Annotated in this window: 22 protein-coding genes; 14 read left to right on the top strand and 8 right to left on the bottom strand. The window is 60.6% G+C overall.

All coding sequences use genetic code 11. The annotated features are described in order from the left end of the window. The first annotated feature begins 5 nt into the window (after positions 1-5). The 4 genes from D7I37_RS00365 (at position 6) to D7I37_RS00350 (ending at position 4,165) form a co-directional block, all read left to right on the top strand. Positions 6-1,007 (top strand): dihydroxyacetone kinase subunit DhaK, encoded by a 1,002-nt coding sequence (locus D7I37_RS00365; RefSeq protein WP_061799399.1) that lies wholly within the window; start codon positions 6-8, stop codon positions 1,005-1,007. Positions 1,008-1,010: 3 nt separating this feature from the next. Beyond that, positions 1,011-1,667 carry a dihydroxyacetone kinase subunit DhaL gene (gene dhaL / locus D7I37_RS00360; RefSeq protein ID WP_061799397.1) on the top strand — a complete coding sequence of 219 codons (657 nt, stop codon included), beginning with the start codon at positions 1,011-1,013 and terminating at the stop codon, positions 1,665-1,667. Positions 1,668-1,767: 100 nt separating this feature from the next. After that, positions 1,768-2,730 carry a sugar-binding transcriptional regulator gene (locus D7I37_RS00355; RefSeq protein ID WP_061799396.1) on the top strand — a complete coding sequence of 321 codons (963 nt, stop codon included), beginning with the start codon at positions 1,768-1,770 and terminating at the stop codon, positions 2,728-2,730. 77 nt (positions 2,731-2,807) lie between these two features. Further along, positions 2,808-4,165, top strand: a protein-coding gene (locus D7I37_RS00350; RefSeq protein WP_129543134.1) for an IS3 family transposase whose coding sequence is annotated in 2 segments (ribosomal slippage) — positions 2,808-3,285 and positions 3,285-4,165 — 1,359 coding nt in all. Because the reading frame shifts where the segments join, the coding sequence is not laid out codon by codon here. A 66-nt stretch (positions 4,166-4,231) separates the two neighbouring features. Here D7I37_RS00350 and D7I37_RS00345 read toward each other — a convergent pair. Further along, positions 4,232-4,825 (bottom strand): lytic polysaccharide monooxygenase, encoded by a 594-nt coding sequence (locus tag D7I37_RS00345; protein ID WP_061799395.1) that lies wholly within the window; start codon positions 4,823-4,825, stop codon positions 4,232-4,234. A gap of 407 nt (positions 4,826-5,232) precedes the next feature. Between D7I37_RS00345 and D7I37_RS00340 the strand changes: the two genes are divergently transcribed. Then, on the top strand, positions 5,233-6,174 hold the full coding sequence (locus D7I37_RS00340) for a LysR family transcriptional regulator (RefSeq protein WP_061799394.1): 942 nt from the start codon (positions 5,233-5,235) through the stop codon (positions 6,172-6,174). An 82-nt stretch (positions 6,175-6,256) separates the two neighbouring features. On the opposite strand, the gene D7I37_RS00335 is transcribed toward D7I37_RS00340, so the two are convergent. After that, positions 6,257-7,756 carry a glycosyl hydrolase family 18 protein gene (locus tag D7I37_RS00335; RefSeq protein WP_095098654.1) on the bottom strand — a complete coding sequence of 500 codons (1,500 nt, stop codon included), beginning with the start codon at positions 7,754-7,756 and terminating at the stop codon, positions 6,257-6,259. A gap of 292 nt (positions 7,757-8,048) precedes the next feature. On the opposite strand from D7I37_RS00335, the gene D7I37_RS00330 reads away from it, so the two are divergent. From D7I37_RS00330 to D7I37_RS00300, 7 genes are all read left to right on the top strand, one after another. Further along, positions 8,049-8,375 carry a phage holin, lambda family gene (locus D7I37_RS00330; RefSeq protein ID WP_061799391.1) on the top strand — a complete coding sequence of 109 codons (327 nt, stop codon included), beginning with the start codon at positions 8,049-8,051 and terminating at the stop codon, positions 8,373-8,375. Continuing rightward, positions 8,365-8,766 (top strand): M15 family metallopeptidase, encoded by a 402-nt coding sequence (locus D7I37_RS00325; RefSeq protein WP_129543133.1) that lies wholly within the window; start codon positions 8,365-8,367, stop codon positions 8,764-8,766. Before D7I37_RS00330 ends, D7I37_RS00325 begins: the two co-directional genes overlap by 11 nt. Continuing rightward, entirely contained in the window at positions 8,763-9,143 is a 381-nt protein-coding gene (locus tag D7I37_RS00320) for a DUF2570 family protein (RefSeq protein ID WP_061799384.1), read from the top strand. The genes D7I37_RS00325 and D7I37_RS00320 overlap by 4 nt, the downstream gene beginning before the upstream one ends. Further along, complete coding sequence (locus tag D7I37_RS00315; RefSeq protein ID WP_165283073.1) at positions 9,124-9,297, top strand: hypothetical protein; 174 nt, start codon at positions 9,124-9,126, stop codon at positions 9,295-9,297. Before D7I37_RS00320 ends, D7I37_RS00315 begins: the two co-directional genes overlap by 20 nt. 185 nt (positions 9,298-9,482) lie before the next feature. Then, positions 9,483-11,762 carry an NADP-dependent oxaloacetate-decarboxylating malate dehydrogenase gene (gene maeB / locus D7I37_RS00310; protein ID WP_061799382.1) on the top strand — a complete coding sequence of 760 codons (2,280 nt, stop codon included), beginning with the start codon at positions 9,483-9,485 and terminating at the stop codon, positions 11,760-11,762. Between the two features lie 97 nt (positions 11,763-11,859). After that, positions 11,860-12,069, top strand: coding sequence for a type II toxin-antitoxin system Phd/YefM family antitoxin (locus tag D7I37_RS00305; protein WP_061799380.1), 210 nt, complete (start codon positions 11,860-11,862; stop codon positions 12,067-12,069). Next, positions 12,066-12,422 (top strand): type II toxin-antitoxin system death-on-curing family toxin, encoded by a 357-nt coding sequence (locus D7I37_RS00300; protein WP_061799378.1) that lies wholly within the window; start codon positions 12,066-12,068, stop codon positions 12,420-12,422. The genes D7I37_RS00305 and D7I37_RS00300 overlap by 4 nt, the downstream gene beginning before the upstream one ends. Before the next feature lie 5 nt (positions 12,423-12,427). Here D7I37_RS00300 and mmuM read toward each other — a convergent pair whose 3' ends face one another. Then, on the bottom strand, positions 12,428-13,366 hold the full coding sequence (gene mmuM / locus D7I37_RS00295) for a homocysteine S-methyltransferase (protein WP_061799377.1): 939 nt from the start codon (positions 13,364-13,366) through the stop codon (positions 12,428-12,430). Then, entirely contained in the window at positions 13,356-14,765 is a 1,410-nt protein-coding gene (gene mmuP, locus D7I37_RS00290; RefSeq protein ID WP_095098639.1) for an S-methylmethionine permease, read from the bottom strand. Before mmuP ends, mmuM begins: the two co-directional genes overlap by 11 nt. Before the next feature lie 193 nt (positions 14,766-14,958). Here mmuP and D7I37_RS00285 point away from each other — a divergent pair, with 193 nt between their 5' ends. Next, on the top strand, positions 14,959-15,798 hold the full coding sequence (locus tag D7I37_RS00285) for a ChaN family lipoprotein (RefSeq protein WP_129543131.1): 840 nt from the start codon (positions 14,959-14,961) through the stop codon (positions 15,796-15,798). Positions 15,799-15,816: 18 nt separating this feature from the next. On the opposite strand, the gene D7I37_RS00280 is transcribed toward D7I37_RS00285, so the two are convergent. The 3 genes from D7I37_RS00280 to amiA form a co-directional block, all read right to left on the bottom strand. Further along, positions 15,817-16,272, bottom strand: a complete 456-nt coding sequence (locus D7I37_RS00280) for a YaiI/YqxD family protein (RefSeq protein WP_061799412.1) — start codon at positions 16,270-16,272, stop codon at positions 15,817-15,819. Continuing rightward, positions 16,272-17,192 (bottom strand): oxygen-dependent coproporphyrinogen oxidase, encoded by a 921-nt coding sequence (gene hemF, locus D7I37_RS00275; RefSeq protein ID WP_129543130.1) that lies wholly within the window; start codon positions 17,190-17,192, stop codon positions 16,272-16,274. Before hemF ends, D7I37_RS00280 begins: the two co-directional genes overlap by 1 nt. A gap of 69 nt (positions 17,193-17,261) precedes the next feature. Continuing rightward, positions 17,262-18,152, bottom strand: a complete 891-nt coding sequence (gene amiA / locus D7I37_RS00270) for an N-acetylmuramoyl-L-alanine amidase AmiA (protein WP_061799367.1) — start codon at positions 18,150-18,152, stop codon at positions 17,262-17,264. Between the two features lie 204 nt (positions 18,153-18,356). Between amiA and D7I37_RS00265 the strand changes: the two genes are divergently transcribed. After that, positions 18,357-18,782 (top strand): GNAT family acetyltransferase, encoded by a 426-nt coding sequence (locus tag D7I37_RS00265; RefSeq protein ID WP_061799365.1) that lies wholly within the window; start codon positions 18,357-18,359, stop codon positions 18,780-18,782. A 42-nt stretch (positions 18,783-18,824) separates the two neighbouring features. Here D7I37_RS00265 and D7I37_RS00260 read toward each other — a convergent pair whose 3' ends face one another. Then, positions 18,825-19,223 carry a YgiW/YdeI family stress tolerance OB fold protein gene (locus D7I37_RS00260; protein WP_061799363.1) on the bottom strand — a complete coding sequence of 133 codons (399 nt, stop codon included), beginning with the start codon at positions 19,221-19,223 and terminating at the stop codon, positions 18,825-18,827. Positions 19,224-19,240 lie beyond the last annotated feature (17 nt).

Raw genomic sequence — 19,240 nt, 5'->3', positions numbered from 1 at the left:
CCGCGATGAACAGAATCATTAACGATCCCGATCAGGTAGTGGAAGACGCCATTCAGGGCTACCGGCTGGCGCACCCGGAGTATTACGCCGCCACCGATAACGCGCGGGTGCTGAAGCATCCGACGGCGCCGATCGCCGGCAAGGTCGGCATCGTCACCGGCGGCGGCTCCGGCCATGAGCCGGCGTTTCTCGGCTATGTCGGCAAGAACATGCTGGACGCGGTGGCGATCGGCGAGATCTTTTCCTCCCCGACGGCGGGCGCCTTCCTCGACGCCTTCAAGGCGGCGGACAGCGGCGCCGGGGTAGCCTGCCTGTACGGCAACTACGCCGGCGACAACATGAACGTCAAGATGGCGATCAAGAAGGCCACCGCGGCCGGCATCAGGGTGAAAACCGTGGTGGCGAACGACGATGTGGCCTCGGCGCCGGCCAGCGAAATCGACAAGCGCCGCGGCGTGGCCGGCGAAATCCTGATGTGGAAGATCGGCGCGGCGGCGGCGGCCAGGGGCTACGATCTGGACGGGGTGATCGGCGCGGCGCAGAAGGCGATCGGCAACTGCCGCTCGATCGGCGTCGGCCTGAGCTCCTGCACCATTCCGGCGGTCGGCAAGCCCAACTTCCATATTGAAGACGGCAAAATGGAGATCGGCATCGGCCACCACGGCGAGCCGGGCATCGAGGTGTCGCCTATCCAGCCGGCTTGCGCCATGGCCGGCACCATGCTCGATTTTGTGCTCAACGACATGCCGCTGGACAACGGCCAGGAGGTGGCGCTGCTGATCTCCGGCCTCGGCGCCACGCCGGTGATGGAGCTGTACATCTACTACGCCGAGATCGAACGGCGGCTGACGGCCCGGGGGATCAAGGTGCACCGGCGCTACGTCGGCAACTATTTTACCTCGCTGGAAATGATGGGGGTGACGCTGACGCTGATGAAGCTGGATGACGAACTGAAAACCCTGATTGACATGCCGGCGCAATCCTTAGGCTTAACCCAGGTGGAGTGAACCATGACAGAACATCTTTCTACCCGCTACGGCAATGAGGTCGTCTCCGGCCTGATCGACGTCATCGTCAGCAACCGTGAATACTTGAGCGAGATCGACGGCGCGATCGGCGACGGCGATCACGGCATCAATATGGCGAAGGGGTTTTCCATGTGCGGCGCGGCGATCGCGGGCCGGCAACTGACGCTGGCGCAGGCGTTCGATGCGGTGTCCGATGCGCTGATGGAAGGCATCGGCGGCTCGATGGGGCCGCTGTACGGCAGCCTGTTCATGGGCATGGCCGACAGCGTGCGGGATAAGGAAACGCTGGATCAGCGGGCGTTTCTGGCGATGCTGCGCAACGGGCTGAGCGAACTGCAGGACATCAGCAGCGCCGGAGTGGGCGACAAGTGCCTGATGGATACCCTGATCCCGGCGGTGGCGGCGTTCGAAGGCGCGGTGCAGCGCGGCGACGGCTTCAGCGCGGCGCTGGAGCAGCTGAAGCGGGCCGCCGCGCAGGGGCGGGATTCGACCCGCGACCTGGTGGCGAAAATCGGCCGCGCCAGCCGCCTGGGCGAACGTTCGCGCGGCGTGCTGGACGCGGGCGCGGTCTCCTGCTGCCTGCTGCTCAGCCGGTTGGCCGACGGCGTAGAGCAACGGTTGAATACCGTTACCGCATGAACGCGTTATACTAGCGGGCAATTCAGCGATGGCCGGTGGGGCCGGCTTGCCGCCTCATCCGCCATCGATAACCGGCCTGCCGTGGGGAAACGTCTAACGGATGGAAAAACAAACAGTGTCCCAGGATAACGAACTGCTGACCGAAATCGCCGTCGCTTACTATCAGGATGAGATCACGCAGGAAGAAATCGCCAAAAAGTTCGGCATTTCGCGGATCAAAGTCGGGCGTTTGCTCAAACGCGCCAAGGAAGAGGGCATCGTCGAGATCACCGTGCGTTATCACCCGGTGTTCAGCACCCGGCTGGAGCAGCAGATGATGGAGCGCTTTCCGATCAGCCGCGCGCTGATCGCGCTCGACCATCAGGATGAAGAAGAGCAGCGTCGGCAGGTGGCGGCGCTGGTGTCCAACTATCTGGCGATGTCGCTGAAAGACGATATGGTGCTGGCGGTGGGGCAGGGGCGCAACGTGGCGGCGATCGCCGATCACGTCGGCAGCGTGGCGGAGCGAAACTGCAAGTTTATCTGCGGCATCGGCGGCACCCATCGCCCCGGCGACGCGATCAACGCCGACCACATCAGCCGCCGGCTGGCGAAGAAGTTCGGCGGCAGCAGCGAAACCCTGTACGCCCCGGCCTACGTCGAAAACCGCGCGCTGAAAGACGCCTTTATGCAAAACGGCACCATCAAGGAAACGTTGGATCGGGCGCGCAAGGCCGACGTGGCGCTGGTGGGCATTGGCGATATGAACGAAAACAGCTATATGGTGAAGCTGGGCTGGTTCACGCCGCACGAGATTATCGACGCCAGCCTCAATCAGGGGGTGATCGGCGATATCGCCGGCTACGACTTCTTCAACGCCCAGGGGCAGCACGTGGATACGGTGATGAACGATCGGGTGATCGGCCTGAGCATCGACGAACTGCGTAAAATCCCCTGCGTGATCGCCATTGCTTCGGAAAACACCAAGGCGATGGCGATACTCGGCGCGCTGCGCACCGGCGCCATCGACATTATCGCCACCAGCGCGCTTAACGTGCGCACCCTCCTCAATATGTCGCAGTAGCCGACAAAAAAAGGGTTCAGCCTTGAACTGCACCCCAAATGTTGGATATCCATCTGACATTCGGAGGTGCAGTTTTTATGAAATATTCGCTCCCATTCAAGCTCGAGGCGGTCCGGTACTATCTCGCCGGGTTCGGCAGCCAAAGGCAGACCGCGAAAAAATTTTCCGTTGCTCATGTTCAGCTTCGCCGCTGGATTGCCGCCTATCAGCACCATGGTGAGGCAGGGCTACAATCCGGGCGTCAGCGGCAGTACACGCCCGAATTTAAGCTCGCCGTTGTCGAGTTTGCCCGCGCCAATCCCCTTTCTTTAGCCAGCGTCGCCGCCAAATTCGACATCCCCTCATACACGACGCTGGAACACTGGGTTAAGCTTTATCAGGAGAATGGGGCCGAAGCCCTCAACCTGAATCAGCGTGGTCGCCGAATGTATCAGCATCCCAAAACCCCCCATGCCGGCAAGTCGCCGGATGAACTGACCCCCGAAGAGATGCGGGAGGAAATCGAGTTTTTACGCGCGCAGAATGACTACATAAAAAAGTTGAGAGCCTTGATGCAGGAAAACGATGCCCGGGCACGGCGGAAAGGGCAAAAATAGTCACGGCATTAAGGCAAAAACACCGTTTAGACATGCTGTTGCATGCCGGTGGGCTGGCGCGCAGTACGTATTATTATTGCTGTAAAGTCAGTCGAGTGCCGGATAAATACCGTGAGGCTAAACAACGGATAACCGAGGTCTTTAACATACATAAAGGCCGTTACGGCTATCGTCGCGTAACCTGCGCAATGCGAAAGGAAGGATACGTTTTAAATCATAAAACCGTGCAAAAGCTGATGACAGAGTTGCAGCTGAAGTCACCGGTTCGCCGTAAAAAGTACCGTTCATACAAAGGAAATGCAGGCAAGGTGGCTCCCAATCTCCTGCAGCGTAATTTTACCGCTCAGTGCCCCAATCAAAAGTGGGTGACGGATGTAACGGAGTTCCGGGTTGGTGAGGATAAGCTGTATTTATCACCGGTGCTTGACTTGTACAACGGTGAAATCATCGCTTATGAAGTGGCACGCCGGGCAGAGTTTAGGCTGGTTAAAAAGATGCTGGACAAGGCGGTGTGCAGGATAAAACCGGGTGAGCAGTTACTGTTGCACAGTGACCAGGGTTGGCACTATCAGATGGCGGCTTACCAGCATGCGTTGCGGGTTAACGGGGTAAAGCAGAGCATGTCTCGCAAGGGAAATTGCCTGGACAATGCGGTAATGGAGAACTTCTTCGGTCATCTGAAAGCGGAGCTGTATTACTTGCAGCGCTTTGATAGTGTGGAACACTTGGCGCAGGAGATAGACGCCTACATTGATTACTACAACTACCATCGCATCAGGCAGAAACTGAAAGGCCTGAGTCCGGTGGAATACCGAACTCAGGCCTCGAAGGCTGCGTGAATTTACACCGTCCAACTTCTGGGGGTCAGTTCACCTGCGCTGAACCCTCTCTGCATTTCCCCCGGATTAATGGCTCAGATTGACGTCTATCGCCTGGTAGAAGGCGTTGGCGGTGTCGGCCACATCCCACACGGCGAGGATCACGTGCGAACCGGTGCGGTCTGCGGGTATGTTGCACTGGTGGGTGACCTTGGCGGCCGGGATGGCGCCGCCGTCGTTGTACTGACAGAACGGCGTCAGGTCAAAGGAGGCGCGGGTCAGCGGCTGCGAGGCGTCCCAGTTCGGTTTGGTGATGAAATAACGCCAGCTGGCGGTGCTGTGGCGCGCGGTCAGCGTCCAACTGAAGCTGTTGGCGCCGGTCTTCAGGTTGATCTTGTTCCAGCGGGTCGGCGTTTGTTGGTCCAGCTCGAAGAAGGTGGGCTTGTCGGCGCTGGCGATATGGCCGTCCGCCGGACCGGCCTGCGGGAAGCCTTTCAGCCCTTCAACGCTCTGCGGTTCGTACTGCACGCTGCCGCATTGGGTGTTGAGCTGCAGTTTGCACTGATAGGCGCGGCTGGCCGGCGTTTCGACGTAGCCGTGCGCGTTGGCCTGTTGCGAGGCGCCGAACAGGGCCGCGCTCAGCAGGCCCAGGGACATAAGGGTACGAGAGGTCTGGTTCATAAGTCACTCCTGACTGAAGTTATAATGTGAAAGTCATGTATTTCTCACCGGCCAGATGAGAGGACAGTAACGAAACTAAAATAATCATTCTTGCCGGCTTGTTTTATTTTTATCATTTGCACTCGGCCGTAGAATGGAAAGTTTTATAGGCTATTAACTAAAATTATGATGATGATTATCTTTGTTTGGCTGGTTGAATTTATTTAACTTCTGCTGTCTAAAAGCGCATCGCCATGATGAATTTTATTTGACGGGTTGATGAATAGTCTTTCAGATGGCGCTCTCCGTTATGGAGTATATTGCTTGTTGCTTAAAGAACTCTTGCAGAACTTGATCGATTTTTGCGCGCCGATTGCCTGGGAATTTAGTGTCAATTTTTCTTGTTTTTATGTCAAAGAGGAATTTGTATGACTAGATTATCCCTGGATGCGATTAAAATAATCAGCACCATCAAAAGTACCGGTTCTTTCTCCATGGCTGCGGAGGCGTTGCATAAAACGCCTTCGGCCATCTCGTACCGGGTTTCAAATATTGAAAGCAAGCTCTGCGTGAAACTTTTTCATCGTAATGGACCTATGATTACCCTGACCGATGAAGGGGAATTCCTGCTGCAGGAGGGCAGCTGGATATTAAATGCGGTGCAGGATCTGGAAAGCCGGGTGCGCAACATACCCAAGCTGGAAAATAATATCCGCATCGTGGTCGACAAGTACTTTCCGCTGGAGGCGCTCACCCAGGATATCCGCGACTATATTCAGCACAGCCCGAACGCCAATATCTCGGTGCAGCGTGAGGCGCTGAACGGCACCTGGGATGCGTTGAAGAACAACCGCGCCGACCTGATCATCGCCATCGGCCAGATCCCGGACAGCGTGCAGGCCAAAACCCTGATGCTGGGCAAGCTGGACTTTGTGCTGTGCGTCTCGCCGTCCCACCCCTTTGCGGCGCAGAAAAAGGCGGTGTGCAAGAAGCAACGGCTGAACGACATCGTGGTGGTGATCGCCGACAGCAGCCACGACCTGCCAAAGCGCAACCACGGCACGCTGCCGCTGCAGCGGCAGCTGGTGGTGTGCGACGTGGAAAGCAAACTGGCGCTGCTCAAACGCGGCATCGGCCACGCCTTCCTGCCGCCGGCGCTGATTGAAAAAGAGCTGGCCAGCGGCGAGCTGGTCAGGGTGCCGGTGGAGATGCAAAAAGGGGATGAAATGATCTGGCTGGCCTGGCACCCGGCCAGCAAGGGCGGCGGCTTTAGCTGGTGGCACGAGCGCCTGACGCGCAAAAGCGACGTTTTAAGCCTGCTGGGGCGTGAAGTGGTGCGGGACGGCGGTTACCCTTGGTGCAACAACTGAGGGCGCAAGTCCAAAGGATGCGACATTAAACGGTTAACGCAATAACCCCCCGCAGCGCCAGGCTGCGGGGTTTTTTTATGGCTCAGGCCGCGCGGCCCACCTTCAGCCAGGCGCTGTCGGCGCCCGGCGCCGCCGTAACCGAGCCCCACTTGGTCTGCCAGACATAGCCCTGATAAGACACCAGCGCGCCCTGCGCGTAGGTGGTGCCCGGCGTATAGGCCGGCGCGGCCATGATCGGCAGGTTGCCGGGGCCAACGCCGGTGTAACGCAGGCCGGTGCCCATGTCCAACTGGCTGTCGTCGTAATCCGCCGCGTTGAAGTAGCGATCCAGCGCGGCCAGCAGGTCGCCGTTGCGGTTGTCCTGCCCCAGATGCCAGAACATCACGCCGCCCAACTGCTGCTGCTTGATGTACTTGGCCTTGTACTTGAAGCTTTCCACATCGTCATAGGTGACGAACAGCCCCCGTTCCGCATGGTACAGGTACGGGGTTTTGGTCTTGTCGTTCCACAGGCGCTGGTAGCCGTAGTTGCCGAGCAGCATTTGCTCCAGCTGGCGGTAGGAGGCGATGCGCGGATCCTTGTCGCGCACGCATTCGTCGCAGCCCACCAGCCAGTAGTCGGTGCCCGGGAACGGGTCTTCCCCCGGCGTGGCGTGGCTGCCGTATTGGCCGCCGTTGCCGCCGCCGACGCCTTTGAACGCGCGGCCGTAGAACGGCACGCCCATCACAATCTTGGCGCTCGGCACGCCCTCCATCATCAGGTGCTGCTGGACGGCGGCGTCGACCGTCAGGCTGAACGGGCTGGGGAAGGCGCGGGTCAGCTCTTCCCAGCTCCAGCCCAGGTTGGCTTCACGCAGCGCGTTGTAGAAGGTCGGCCCGGCCGCGTCGCCGAACAGCGCCGCCTGGTGGTTGGTTATCTTCTCCCAGGGGCCGGCCAGATCGTAGGTCATCAGGTTGATGTAGTCGAGCTGGGCGACGATCTGCGGCAGCTTGCTGTAGTAGCGCGACAGGAAAAACGCGCCGCCGGCGCCGGCGATGGTCAACTGGTAGGGCAGCGCCTGACGGCCGTCGGCCTGGGTTTGCCTATCCAGCAGGGTGCGGATCTCCTGCAGCGCGGCGACGAAGCCGTCCACTTCCGCCGCCTGGGGATATTCCCAGTCGATGTCCACTCCGTCGAAACCGTACGCCTTCATGATGCGCACGCAGGACTGGGCGAACTTGCTGCGGGCGGCCGGGGTCTTGACCGCATTGACGTAGTTGGCGTGGGACACCCCCAGATCGTTGGAATAATACCAGCCACCGATGGAGAACATGATGCGCAGGCTGGGGTTGTGCGCCTTCAGTGCGGTCAGGCGGCCGACGACTTCGCGCGCCTTGGCGTCGTTGGTGGCCGGATCCCAGGCGCATTCCAGATCGCCGTTGATATCGAGGAACGAGAAGTTGATGTGGGTCAGCTGCCGGGCCTTGGCCGGCGTAATGTTCGATACCGGGAACGGCACGATCGCGGTATCGGATTCGGTATAGTTATTAATCTGAACGGTCGGGATAAAATAATAGCCAATAACGGCTTTACGTGTAGACATGGCGTTTCTCCAGAGTGAATGGTTTTTATCATGAGAGAATAACTCCCGGAGTCATTAGCCATTATTTATGGAATAAAGAGAAGTCGAAATAAATCACCATAAGCATGAGTTTTTATTAATTGGCCCGCACGGGGCGATATGGGTTGTGTCAGTCGTCAGCGTGAATGAATTTGACCCTAGGCCATGTATTTATTCATTTGCTTTGTTATAGCATCCTTCACTAGATTCAAACTGTCCGATGTCCCAGCGGCCGTGATTGGCATTTGATTAAAAATAAAACCGGAGGAGAGCGATGTCCAGCTTAGAGCCAGACGCTGTCGGCTTAATTATTCAGCGAGCCTGTGAATACCTGCAGCCGGTAATGAACGCCATCCTGGCGGGGGTGATGGCGTTATTGCACGGCGCCTATCGCAACGTGGGCATTCGGCGGCGTTTATTAAATGCCGCCATGTGCGCGCTGTTGGCGTGGACGGTGCGAGATGCCCTGGCATTGATGGGCTGGGAATTAAAGTGGGCCAATTTAGCCAGCGTGTTGATTGGCTTTATGGGGGCGGATTATATCGGCGCCTTGATTAAAAAATTCATTGGCAAAAAAACGGGGTTTAAAAATGTTAAATGAAATTGAGGATATTCGCTTCACCGCCCGCAGCGAAGAAAATCTGGCGGGCGTGCATCCCGAGCTGGTGCGGGTGATCCGCCTGGCGCTGCGTTATTCGCTGGTGCCGTTCTCCGTCAGCGAAGGCTTGCGCAGCATGGCGCGCCAGCGCGAAATGCTGCGCGCCGGCAAAAGCCAAACCTTGCGCAGCCGCCATCTGACCGGCCACGCGGTGGACGTGGTGGCGATGCCGGCGGGCGTGGTGTCCTGGGAGTGGGATTATTACGCGCAGATCGCGGTGGCGGTGCGGCGCGCGGCGCGCGAGTGCGGCGTTGGCGTTGAATGGGGCGGCGAATGGAAAACGCTGAAGGACGGGCCGCATTTCCAGCTTTCGTTCCGGGACTACCCGGCATGAGCGCCTGGCTGCAGCGCTTGGCGCAGGGCGGGATGTTGCTGCTGTTGCTGGCGGCCATTTGCCTCGGCGGCTACAGCTCGCTGCTGTCGCACCGGCTGGAGCTGGCGCGGCAGCAGGCGGCGGAGCAGCAAAAGAGCCTGGCGCAGCAGGCCGGGCTGATCGCCGCCTTGCAAACCCAGGAGGCGCAGAATCGCGCGCTGATGGCGGCGCAGCAGCGGCAGGAACGCCAGCTGCGTCAGCAAGGCGACATTTATCAGAGGAAATACCGTGAAGCGATTAAACATGATCCCTGCGCCGCTCAGCCTATGCCTGGCGCTGTGCTTGAGCTCCTGCGCCAATCCGCCGGCGGCGCGGCCGGTGCCGCTGTTGCCCCCTGAGTCGGTGTTCGTTCCCTGCGAACTGCCGCCCCTGCCGGGCGAGACCTGGGGGGATGCGCTGAGCTACGCCCTGGCGTTACAAACCTCGTTACAAATCTGCGCCGGCCAGGTGGCGGCGCTCAACGCCTGGCGCGCCGCGCTGCCGTCGCATTGACGGCAGTTTTTTTCTTGCCCGTCCTGTGGTACTTCTTTTTTTACTTTTATAAAAGTATTTCGACCAAGGTTATGGCCCGCTTCAAAGTTTGTGACGTTTCTCTCACTATACTGGTCTAGCCTTAAAGCTTTACCGATCTGACAAGCCTTACCTCAACATAAAAGCAAAAAGCAAAGGAATCCATAATGGACGAACAGCTCAAACAGAGTGCCCTTGATTTCCATCAGTTTCCGGTCCCAGGGAAGATCCAGGTATCTCCGACCAAACCGCTGGCCACCCAGCGCGATCTGGCGCTGGCCTATTCGCCGGGCGTCGCCGCGCCCTGTCTGGAAATTGCCGCAGATCCGCTGGCGGCCTATAAATACACCGCGCGCGGCAACCTGGTGGCGGTCATTTCCAACGGCACGGCGGTGCTGGGCCTGGGCAATATCGGCGCGTTGGCCGGTAAGCCGGTGATGGAGGGTAAGGGCGTCCTGTTCAAGAAGTTTTCCGGTATCGACGTGTTCGATATCGAAGTGGACGAGCATAACCCCGACAAGCTAATCGATATTATCGCCGCGCTGGAGCCGACCTTCGGCGGCATCAACCTGGAAGACATCAAGGCGCCGGAGTGTTTCTACATCGAGCAGAAACTGCGCGAGCGCATGAAGATCCCGGTGTTCCACGACGATCAGCACGGCACGGCGATCATCACTACCGCCGCGGTGCTCAACGGCCTGCGGGTGGTGAAAAAGAACATCTCCGACGTGCGGCTGGTGGTGTCCGGCGCCGGCGCGGCGTCGATCGCCTGTCTGAACCTGCTGGTGGCGTTGGGCCTGCGCCAGCAGAACATCACCGTTTGCGATTCCAAAGGGGTGATCTACAAGGGCCGCGAGGCCAACATGGAGCAGACCAAAGCGGCCTACGCGATCGACGATAACGGCCAGCGCACGCTGGCCGACGCCATTCCGGACGCCGACATCTTCCTCGGCTGTTCCGGCCCCGGCGTGCTGACGCAGGACATGGTGAAAACCATGGCGCGCGATCCGCTGATCATGGCGCTGGCCAACCCGGAACCGGAAATTCTGCCGCCGCTGGCCAAAGCGGTGCGCCCGGACGCCATCATCTGCACCGGCCGTTCCGACTACCCGAACCAGGTGAACAACGTATTGTGCTTCCCGTTCATCTTCCGCGGCGCGCTGGACGTGGGCGCTACCACCATCAACGAAGAGATGAAGCTGGCCTGCGTGCACGCCATCGCCGACCTGGCGCTGGCGGAACAGAGCGACGTGGTGGCCTCCGCCTATGACGATCAGGATCTGTCCTTCGGCCCGGACTACATCATTCCCAAGCCTTTCGACCCGCGCCTGATTGTCAAAATCGCGCCGGCGGTGGCCAGGGCGGCGATGGACTCCGGCGTGGCGACGCGCCCGATCGAGGACTTCGACGCCTACGTGGAGAAGCTGGCCGAGTTCGTCTACAAAACCAACCTGTTCATGAAACCGATCTTCTCGCAGGCGCGCAAAGAGGTGAAGCGCGTGGTGCTGGCGGAAGGCGAAGAAGAGCGCGTGCTGCACGCCACTCAGGAGCTGGTGTCGCAGGGCCTGGCCTACCCGATCCTGGTCGGCCGCCCGAGCGTGATCGAGATGCGCCTGAAAAAGCTTGGCCTGCAGCTGACGCCGGGCCAGGATTTCGAGGTGGTGAACAACGAATCCGACCCGCGCTTCAACGAATACTGGGGCGAGTACTACCAGATCATGAAGCGTCGCGGCGTTTCGCAGGAGCAGGCGCGCCGCGCGGTGATCGGCAACCCGACGCTGATCGCCGCCATCATGCTGCACCGCGGCGAAGCGGACGCGATGATCTGCGGCACCATCGGCAGCTACCATGAACACTACGAGGTGGTGAAAAACGTGTTCGGCTTCCGCGAAGGGGCGCACGTCGCCGGCGCGATGAACGCGCTGCTGCTGCCGAGCGGCAACACCTTTATCGCTGATACCTACGTCAACGACGATCCGACGCCGGAACAGCTGGCGGAAATCACCCTGATGGCGGCGGAAACCGTGCGCCGCTTCGGCATCGAGCCGAAGGTGGCGTTGCTGTCCCATTCCAGCTTCGGCTCGTCCGACTGTCCGGCGGCGCGCAAGATGCGCAAGACGTTGGAGCTGGTGAATGAGCTGGCGCCGGAGCTGGAGATCGACGGCGAAATGCACGGCGACGCCGCGCTGGTGGAGAGCATTCGCCACGATCTGATGCCGGACAGCCCGCTGAAAGGCTCGGCCAACCTGCTGATCATGCCGAACATGGAAGCGGCGCGCATCAGCTACAACCTGCTGCGCGTTTCCTGCTCGGAAGGGGTGACCGTCGGGCCGGTGCTGATGGGGGTGTCCAAGCCGGTGCATATCCTGACGCCGATCGCCTCGGTGCGCCGCATCGTCAATATGGTGGCGCTGGCGGTGGTGGAAGCCCAGACCGAACCGCTATAAGCCCGGCGTGATATCGCGCCCCCTGCCGCCGTTGGCGCAGGGGGCTTTTTTATGGTACAAATATCGCTCAAACATGTACATGTACAGGTAATGCCACATGACGACAATCAGCTATACCTCGGCGAGAAATAACTTGGCTGAGGTTTTTCAGGAAGCGCAAAATCAACCGGTCGAAGTCACCCGCCGCGGCCACGACGAGGTCTATATCATCAGCAAGGCAGACTATGAGGTATTGGTTAAAGCCAAAGTGAAAGCGCGTATTCAGCTCAAACATGCAGATACCATTAATGCATTGGCGGATAGATGATTTTTTTGACCGCAGAGGATATTGCGGAATTCAATGCTGAAATTGTGCCTCAAGGGCGCCAGGATGGCAGCAAGGTTGAGGCCGTGGCCAATAGAGTGCTTAATGCCTACCATTATGACAACGTCTCGGATATCTATCATCTCGCCGCTATCTATCTGATAGCTATCAGCCAGGGGCATATCTTCCTCGATGGCAATAAACGAACGGCTTTTCAGAGCATGGCGCTGTTTCTCGGCATCAATGGCATCGCATTACGGGAAGATGCGAAATTGGTCGAGTTAACGGTTGAGGCGGCGAAAGGCCGCCTCAATGCTGTAGAAACTGCAAAGCAGTTGCGCCAGTTAACTGAATAGTTGGTTTATGCCCTGCAGCGCTCGGCGATGGCGCGGATATCCCGCGGGGTAGTGCGGCAGCAGCCGCCAATCAGCCGTGCGCCGAGGGCTTGCCATTCAGCGGCCTGTTCCGTCAGGCTGCCGTGTTCGCCGCCGCAGGCGTGCCAGGTTTTGCTGACCGCGTCGTAATGCTCGCCGGAGTTCGGATAGACCAGCAGCGGTTTATCGGCCAGCCCGGCCAACTGCCGCAGCGCCGGGGCGACCTGATCCAGCGCGATGCAGTTGAGGCCGATGGCCAGCACCTGCGGGTTGCCGCGCAGCGCCGCCAGCACCTCGGCCAGCGGCGTGCCGTCGCTGAGGTGCCGGCTGTCGCGCAGCGTGAAAGCGAACCAGGCGCCGAGCGTCGGGAATTCCCGCAGCAGCGCCAGCAACGCCTGCAGTTCGCCGAACGACGGCAGCGTCTCGCAGGCCAGCAGATCGACGCCGGCGGCGGCCAGCGCGGCGATGCGCGGGCGGTGGAAGGCCATCATCTCTTCCTGCGGCAGCCGGTAGTCGCCGCGGTATTCGGAGCCGTCGGCCAGATAGGCGCCGTAGGGGCCTACCGAACCGGCGACCAGCAGCGGCGCGGCCTGCGGCTGGGCCGCCAGATAATCGCTGCGCGCCTGCTGCGCCAGCTGCACGCTTTTGGCGATCAGCGCCAGCGACTGCGCGTGATCCAGCCCGCGGCGCAGAAAGCCCTGCGGCGTGGCCTGGTAGCTGGCGGTAATGGCGCACTGCGCCCCGGCGTTGAAATAGTCGAGATGCACCTGATAAATCAGCTCGGGATTTTCAATCAGCACCTTGGCGGACCACAGCGGATCGCTGAGATCGCAGCCGCGCGCCTCCAGCTCGGTGGCCAGGGCGCCGTCCAGGATCAGGGTAGGGTGGTCGGCCAACAGTTGGGCGACGGGGTTGTTAACCGGCATGGTTTTCTCCCAAAGCGTTTTTTTGCCCGGCGCGGCGGGTCAGGTAATAGGCGGCGTAACACAGGGCGACAAACGGCAGCCCGCAATACAGGGCGATGCGCTGTTCCGGATCGAACGCCAGCCCGATACAGGCCAGCAGGCACAGCGCGAAGCCGAGGATCGGCGTCAGCGGGTAGCCCGGCGCACGGTACTTCAGCCCGTCGATCGGCTGGCCGCTGCGCAGGTAATGGCGACGGAAGGCATAATGCGCGGCGCAGATGCTCAGCCACACCGCCACCACCGCGAAGCCGGAGATCGCCGACAACGCAACGAACACCGTGTCGGGGGCGATCACGCTGGTCAGCAGCGCCAATACGCCGCCGAGCATGCTGAAGGTCAGCGCGTTGATCGGGATGCCGCGCCGGTTGACGCGGGAAAAATAGGCCGGCAGGGTGCGCTGGTTGGCCAGCGACCACAGCATGCGCCCGGAGGCGTAGAGGCCGGAGTTGGCCGCCGACAGAATGGCGGTCAGGATCACGAAGTTGAAAATATCGGCGGCGTAGGGCACGCCGATGCGCTCGAACACCAGCACGAACGGGCTTTTGACGATCCCGGCCTGATCCATCGGGATCAGCGCCGCCAGAATAAACACCGTGCCGATAAAGAACAGCATCAGGCGGACTACCGTGGTGCGGATCGCCAGCGGCACGACCTTTTCCGGGTTCTCGGTTTCGCCGGCGGCGATGCCGATAAGCTCGGTGCCGGAAAAGGCGAAGTTCACCGCCACCATGGTCATCAGGATGGGCAGGGTGCCGTTCGGCAGCCAGCCGGAGGCGGTCAGGTTGTGCAGGAACGGCGCCGGCGTGCCGTCCTTCATCGGCAGCAGGCCGAACATGGCGGCGCCGCCCAAAATGATGAACGCCAGAATGGTCACCACCTTGATCAGCGAGAACCAGAATTCGCTTTCGGCGAAGAAGCGGGTGGTCACCACGTTAAGCAGGAAAATGGCCGCGCAGAAAATCAGGCACCACAGCCACACCGGCGACTGCGGGAACCAATACTGCATGCAGAAACCGGCGGCGGTCAGGCTGGAGCCCAGCGCCACCGTCCAGGTCAGCCAGTACAGCCAGGCCACGGTATAGCCGGTGGCCGGGCCCAGATAGCGCGAAGCGTAGACGTGAAAGGCGCCGGTTTCCGGCATCGCTACCGACAGCTCCCCCAGGCACAGCATCACCAGATACACCACCAGCGCGCCGATCAGATAGGCCAGCAGGGTGCCGAGGGCGCCGGTGGTGGAAATGATGTAGCCGGTGTTGAAGAACAACCCGGTGCCGATCACGCCGCCCAGCGACAGCATCACCAGATGCCGGGCCTTCATGCTGCGTTTGAATTGCCCTGTGGCGGGAGCGGGTGAGTGCATAATAATTTATCCGTATGGACGTCTAAGCTGCTAAATGGCTATTGGTTATACCCGCAATGTTCGGTGAAATCAATGCGCGGCACGCGGACCGCGGATAAAAAATCGTTAACCGGGCCGCAGGAGCGAAAGCGCTCTATATGCAAATGATAATTATTATCTATAATGGCGCCACTTTTGATAACAGGGCAACAGCATGAGATTTCTGATTTTACTGGCCGCATTGGCGCTTGCCGCCTGTAGCCATAGGCCGCCGACGCCGCCGCAAAACGACGTGCAGCGCCTGGGCAGCATCACCGATTTGCGCAGCGGCGCAACCCTGACGCCCGAGCAGCTGCTCGCCCGGCTGGCGGCGCAGCCGCGGGTGATCGTCGGCGAAAAACACGACAACCCATACCACCATCGGATTGAGCTGTGGCTGGTGCAGCAGCTGCCGCAGCTGCGGCAGCAGGGCAGCGTGCTGATGGAGATGATCAATCCGAATCAGCAGGCCAGGGTGGATAAGGTCAAAAGCTGGCTGCAGGGCAATACGGCGGTGCGCGATACCCGCGTCGCCGAGCTGATTGACTGGCAGCCGGGCTGGAAATGGGCAGGCTATGGCGAAGTGACGATGGCGGCGATGCGCGCGCCGTACCCGCTGTGGTCGGCCAACCTGGATCGCAGCGAGATAGTGGCGTTTTATCAGCGGCCAGAATTCCCGCCGGGCGTGCTGTCGGTGCGGCCGGAGGTGCGGCGGGCGCTGGCGGAGACCATCCGCAATTCGCACGGCGGTGAGAGCGAGGCCGGGCAACTGCGCGCGATGCTGGCGATCCAACAGCAGCGCGACCGGCGCATGGCCGAGCGGTTGCTGGCGGCGCCGACGCCGGCGCTGCTGATCGCCGGCGGTTATCACGCGGCGAAAACGCTGGGGGTGCCGCTGCACGTGCAGGATCTGCAGCCGGCGGCGCTGCCGACGGTGCTGATGCTGGCTGAGCCTGGCGTGCAGGTGGATAAGCAGGTCGCGGACTATCTGTGGATCACACCATCAGTCAAATGAATGTGTTAAAACGGCAAGTCACTGCGCCCGTTTCGCCTGCTGCAGCCACTTGTCCAGTTCGTTGGCGAACTGCTGGCGGTCGCGCTGGTTCAGCGCATTCGGGCCGCCGGTCTGGATGCCGCTGGAGCGCAGGGTATCCATAAAGTCGCGCATGTTGAGGCGTTCGCGGATGGTGTCCGGCGTGTAACGTTCGCCGCGCGGATTCAGCGCGATGGCGCCTTTTTCTATCACCTCCGCCGCCAGCGGGATGTCGGCGGTGATCACCAGATCGCCTTTTGCGCAGCGGCGCACGATCTCGTTATCCGCCACGTCGAAGCCGGCCGCCACCTGCAGGGTACGGATAAACTTCGACGGCGGGGTTTTCAGCGGCTGGTTGGCCACCAGCGTCACCGGCACGGCGGTGCGATCGGCGGCGCGGAACAGCACTTCCTTGATGACGTTCGGACAGGCGTCCGCATCGACCCAAATCTGCATCATCCAGGCTCCTTCAGCCAGTCGCGCACCGGCAGGAAATCGCGGTACAGCGCGGCTTCCGGGCCGTCGGCCGGCGGCTGGTAGTTGTATTCCCAGCGCACCAGCGGCGGCATCGACATCAGGATGGATTCGGTGCGGCCGCCGGTTTGCAGGCCGAACAGCGTGCCGCGGTCCCACACCAGGTTGAACTCCACGTAGCGGCCGCGGCGATACAGCTGGAACTGGCGCTCGCGCTCGCCCCAGGCCCGCGTTTTGCGCTTTTCGACGATCGGCAGGTAGGCGTCGAGGAAGCCTTCCCCCACCGCGCGGGTGAAGGCGAAGCAGTGGTCAAAGTCCGGCGTGTTCAGGTCGTCGAAGAACAGGCCGCCGATGCCGCGCGCCTCGTTGCGGTGCTTGATGAAGAAGTAATCGTCGCACCACTTTTTGTATTTGGGGTAGGCCTCGTCGCCGAAGGGGGCGCACAGCCGTTCGGCGGTGCGGTGCCAGTGCACCGCGTCCTCTTCGAAGCCGTAGAACGGCGTCAGGTCGAAGCCGCCGCCGAACCACCACACCGGCTCTTCACCCGGTTTTTCGGCGATAAAGAAGCGCACGTTGGCATGGCTGGTGGGAATGTACGGGCTGAGCGGGTGCACCACCAGCGAGACGCCCATCGCCTGGAAGCTGCGGCCGGCCAGCTCCGGGCGGTGCGCGGTGGCGGAGGCGGGCAGGGTGGCGCCGGATACGTGGGAAAAGTTTACCCCCGCCTGTTCGAACACCGCGCCGTTGGTCAGCACGCGGCTGCGGCCGCCGCCGCCCTCTTCACGCGTCCATTGGTCTTCGGCGAAAACGGCGCCGCCGTCGGCCTGCGCCAGCTGCGCGCAGATGCGGTCCTGCAGCGCCAGCAGGAAGGATTTTACTTCAGCGATGGTGGGTAAACTCATGCGGGATTATTCACAGCGTCTGACTGAACAAGGTGCAGAGTATACCTTTATTCGCCGCCGTCGGCAGCATCAGCGCGGTTTTCGCTGATGGCTGTCGTAATAGCTGAAGAAATTGATCACCCCGTCGGCGATGGCGCGGGCGATTTTTTCGCGGAAGGCGGTGGTGCCCAGCAGCCGCTCCTCGCCCGGGTTGGTGATGAACGAGGTTTCCACCAGCACCGAGGGAATGGACGGGGATTTCAACACCGCAAACGCCGCCTGCTCGGTGCTGTCGCTGTGCAGATGGTGCACCGGGCGGATTTGGCCGAGCACGTGGCGGCCAAGCGTCAGGCTGTTGTTGATGGTGTCGGTCTGCACCAGATCGAACAGCACCTGCTGCAGGTAGTTGTCCTGATCCTTGTATTTGCCGCCGGCCACGTCATCGGCGGCGTTCTCGCGGTTGGACAGATAGCGCGCCATGGCGCTGCTGGCGCCGCGGTTGGAGAGGGCGAACACCGAGGCGCCCGAGGCCGTCGGGCTGGTGAAGCCGTCGGCGTGGATCGAGATGAACAGGTCGGCCTGGTGCTGGTGCGCGATCTCCACCCGCTGGAACAGCGGAATGAATTCGTCTTCCTCGCGCGTCAGGCGCGCCTCGACGTGATCGTGTTCGTGCAGGAAGCGGCGCACGTGGTTGGCTATCTCCAGCACCACGTGTTTTTCCTGTGAACCTTCATGGCCGACCGCGCCGGAATCGATGCCGCCGTGGCCGGGATCGATCATCACCACCCGCTTGCTGCCGGTCGGTTTTGGCGCCGGTTTGCTGTGCTGCTGGCTGCGCAGCATGCCGCCGGATTCGGCCCTGGCGCTGCGGCTGTTGGCGCCGAGCAGCGCCACGGCCAGGCCGGAGAGCAAAAGTTGACGTCGCGTGGGGGAAACGGAAAGCGGTTTAAAATTGAGGAATTGTTTAACCTGCTTTTTCATTACGCGACGCTCCATCGATAATTTCTATTTTGCGACGTTATATCGTATTGATAATCATTAATCGACCTGATAACTATTTCCATTTATTACGCCGGTTACCGGCAAAACCTGTCAAATAGCGCGGTAAATCGCAGTTTGATATTGCGTATGTGAATAATCACGCGATAATCAGATAAACACCTTAATTAACAGCGGCCAACATCGATGGAAATTCGCGTATTTCGACAAGACGACTTTGAAGAGGTCATTACCCTGTGGGAGCGCTGCGACCTGCTGCGGCCGTGGAACGATCCGGAGATGGATATCGAGCGCAAGCTGAACCACGATCCCGAGCTGTTCCTGGTGGCGGAAGTGGGCGGTGAGGTGGTCGGTTCGGTGATGGGCGGTTACGACGGCCACCGCGGCTCGGCCTATTACCTGGGCGTGCACCCGGATTACCGCGGGCGCGGCATCGCCAATGCGTTGATTAACCGCTTGGAGAAGAAACTGATCGCCCGCGGCTGCCCGAAGATCCAGCTGATGGTGCGCGAAGACAACGACACCGTGGTAGAGATGTACGAAAAGCTCGGCTACGAGATCCAGGGCGTGACCAGCCTGGGCAAGCGGTTGATCGAAGATCAGGAATATTGAGCCGCGCCGGGGCGGCGTCGTTTCTCCGCCCCGGGCCAGCCGTCACGGCAGCTTTTTGAGCGTTTTCACGTCCACTTCCACGCTGCTCCAGTCCTTGTCCACCTTGCCTTCCAGCTGCACTTTGTCCTTCGGCGTGATGGTCTGGCCGTTCCAGCGTTTCTTGTCGATCTCGACCGTCAGGGTGCCGCTGGCGTCGCGGAAGGTATAGGTATCGTCGCCGACGCGCTGCTCGATGTTGCCCTGCAGCATCACCCAGGCGTCGTCGCTCATCGATTTTACCTTGTCGACGGTGGTCAGCGCGGCGCTGGGGCCGGAGAAACCGCCTTGCGGTTGGGTCTGCGTTTGCGCCTGCGGGGCGGAAGGGTCGAGAAACCCGCCCTGTTGAGCCAATACCGGTGCGCTGCACAGCGCGATCAATGCGGCCAGAGTCAGTTTTTTCATTTTTAGCTTCCTTATTT

The sequence above is a fragment of the Serratia sp. 1D1416 genome, from assembly GCF_003641105.1.
Classification (GTDB): Bacteria; Pseudomonadota; Gammaproteobacteria; order Enterobacterales; family Enterobacteriaceae; genus Serratia; species Serratia ficaria.
Note: the sequence above shows the minus strand (reverse complement) of the source record. Positions and strands in the feature narration are given on the sequence as shown.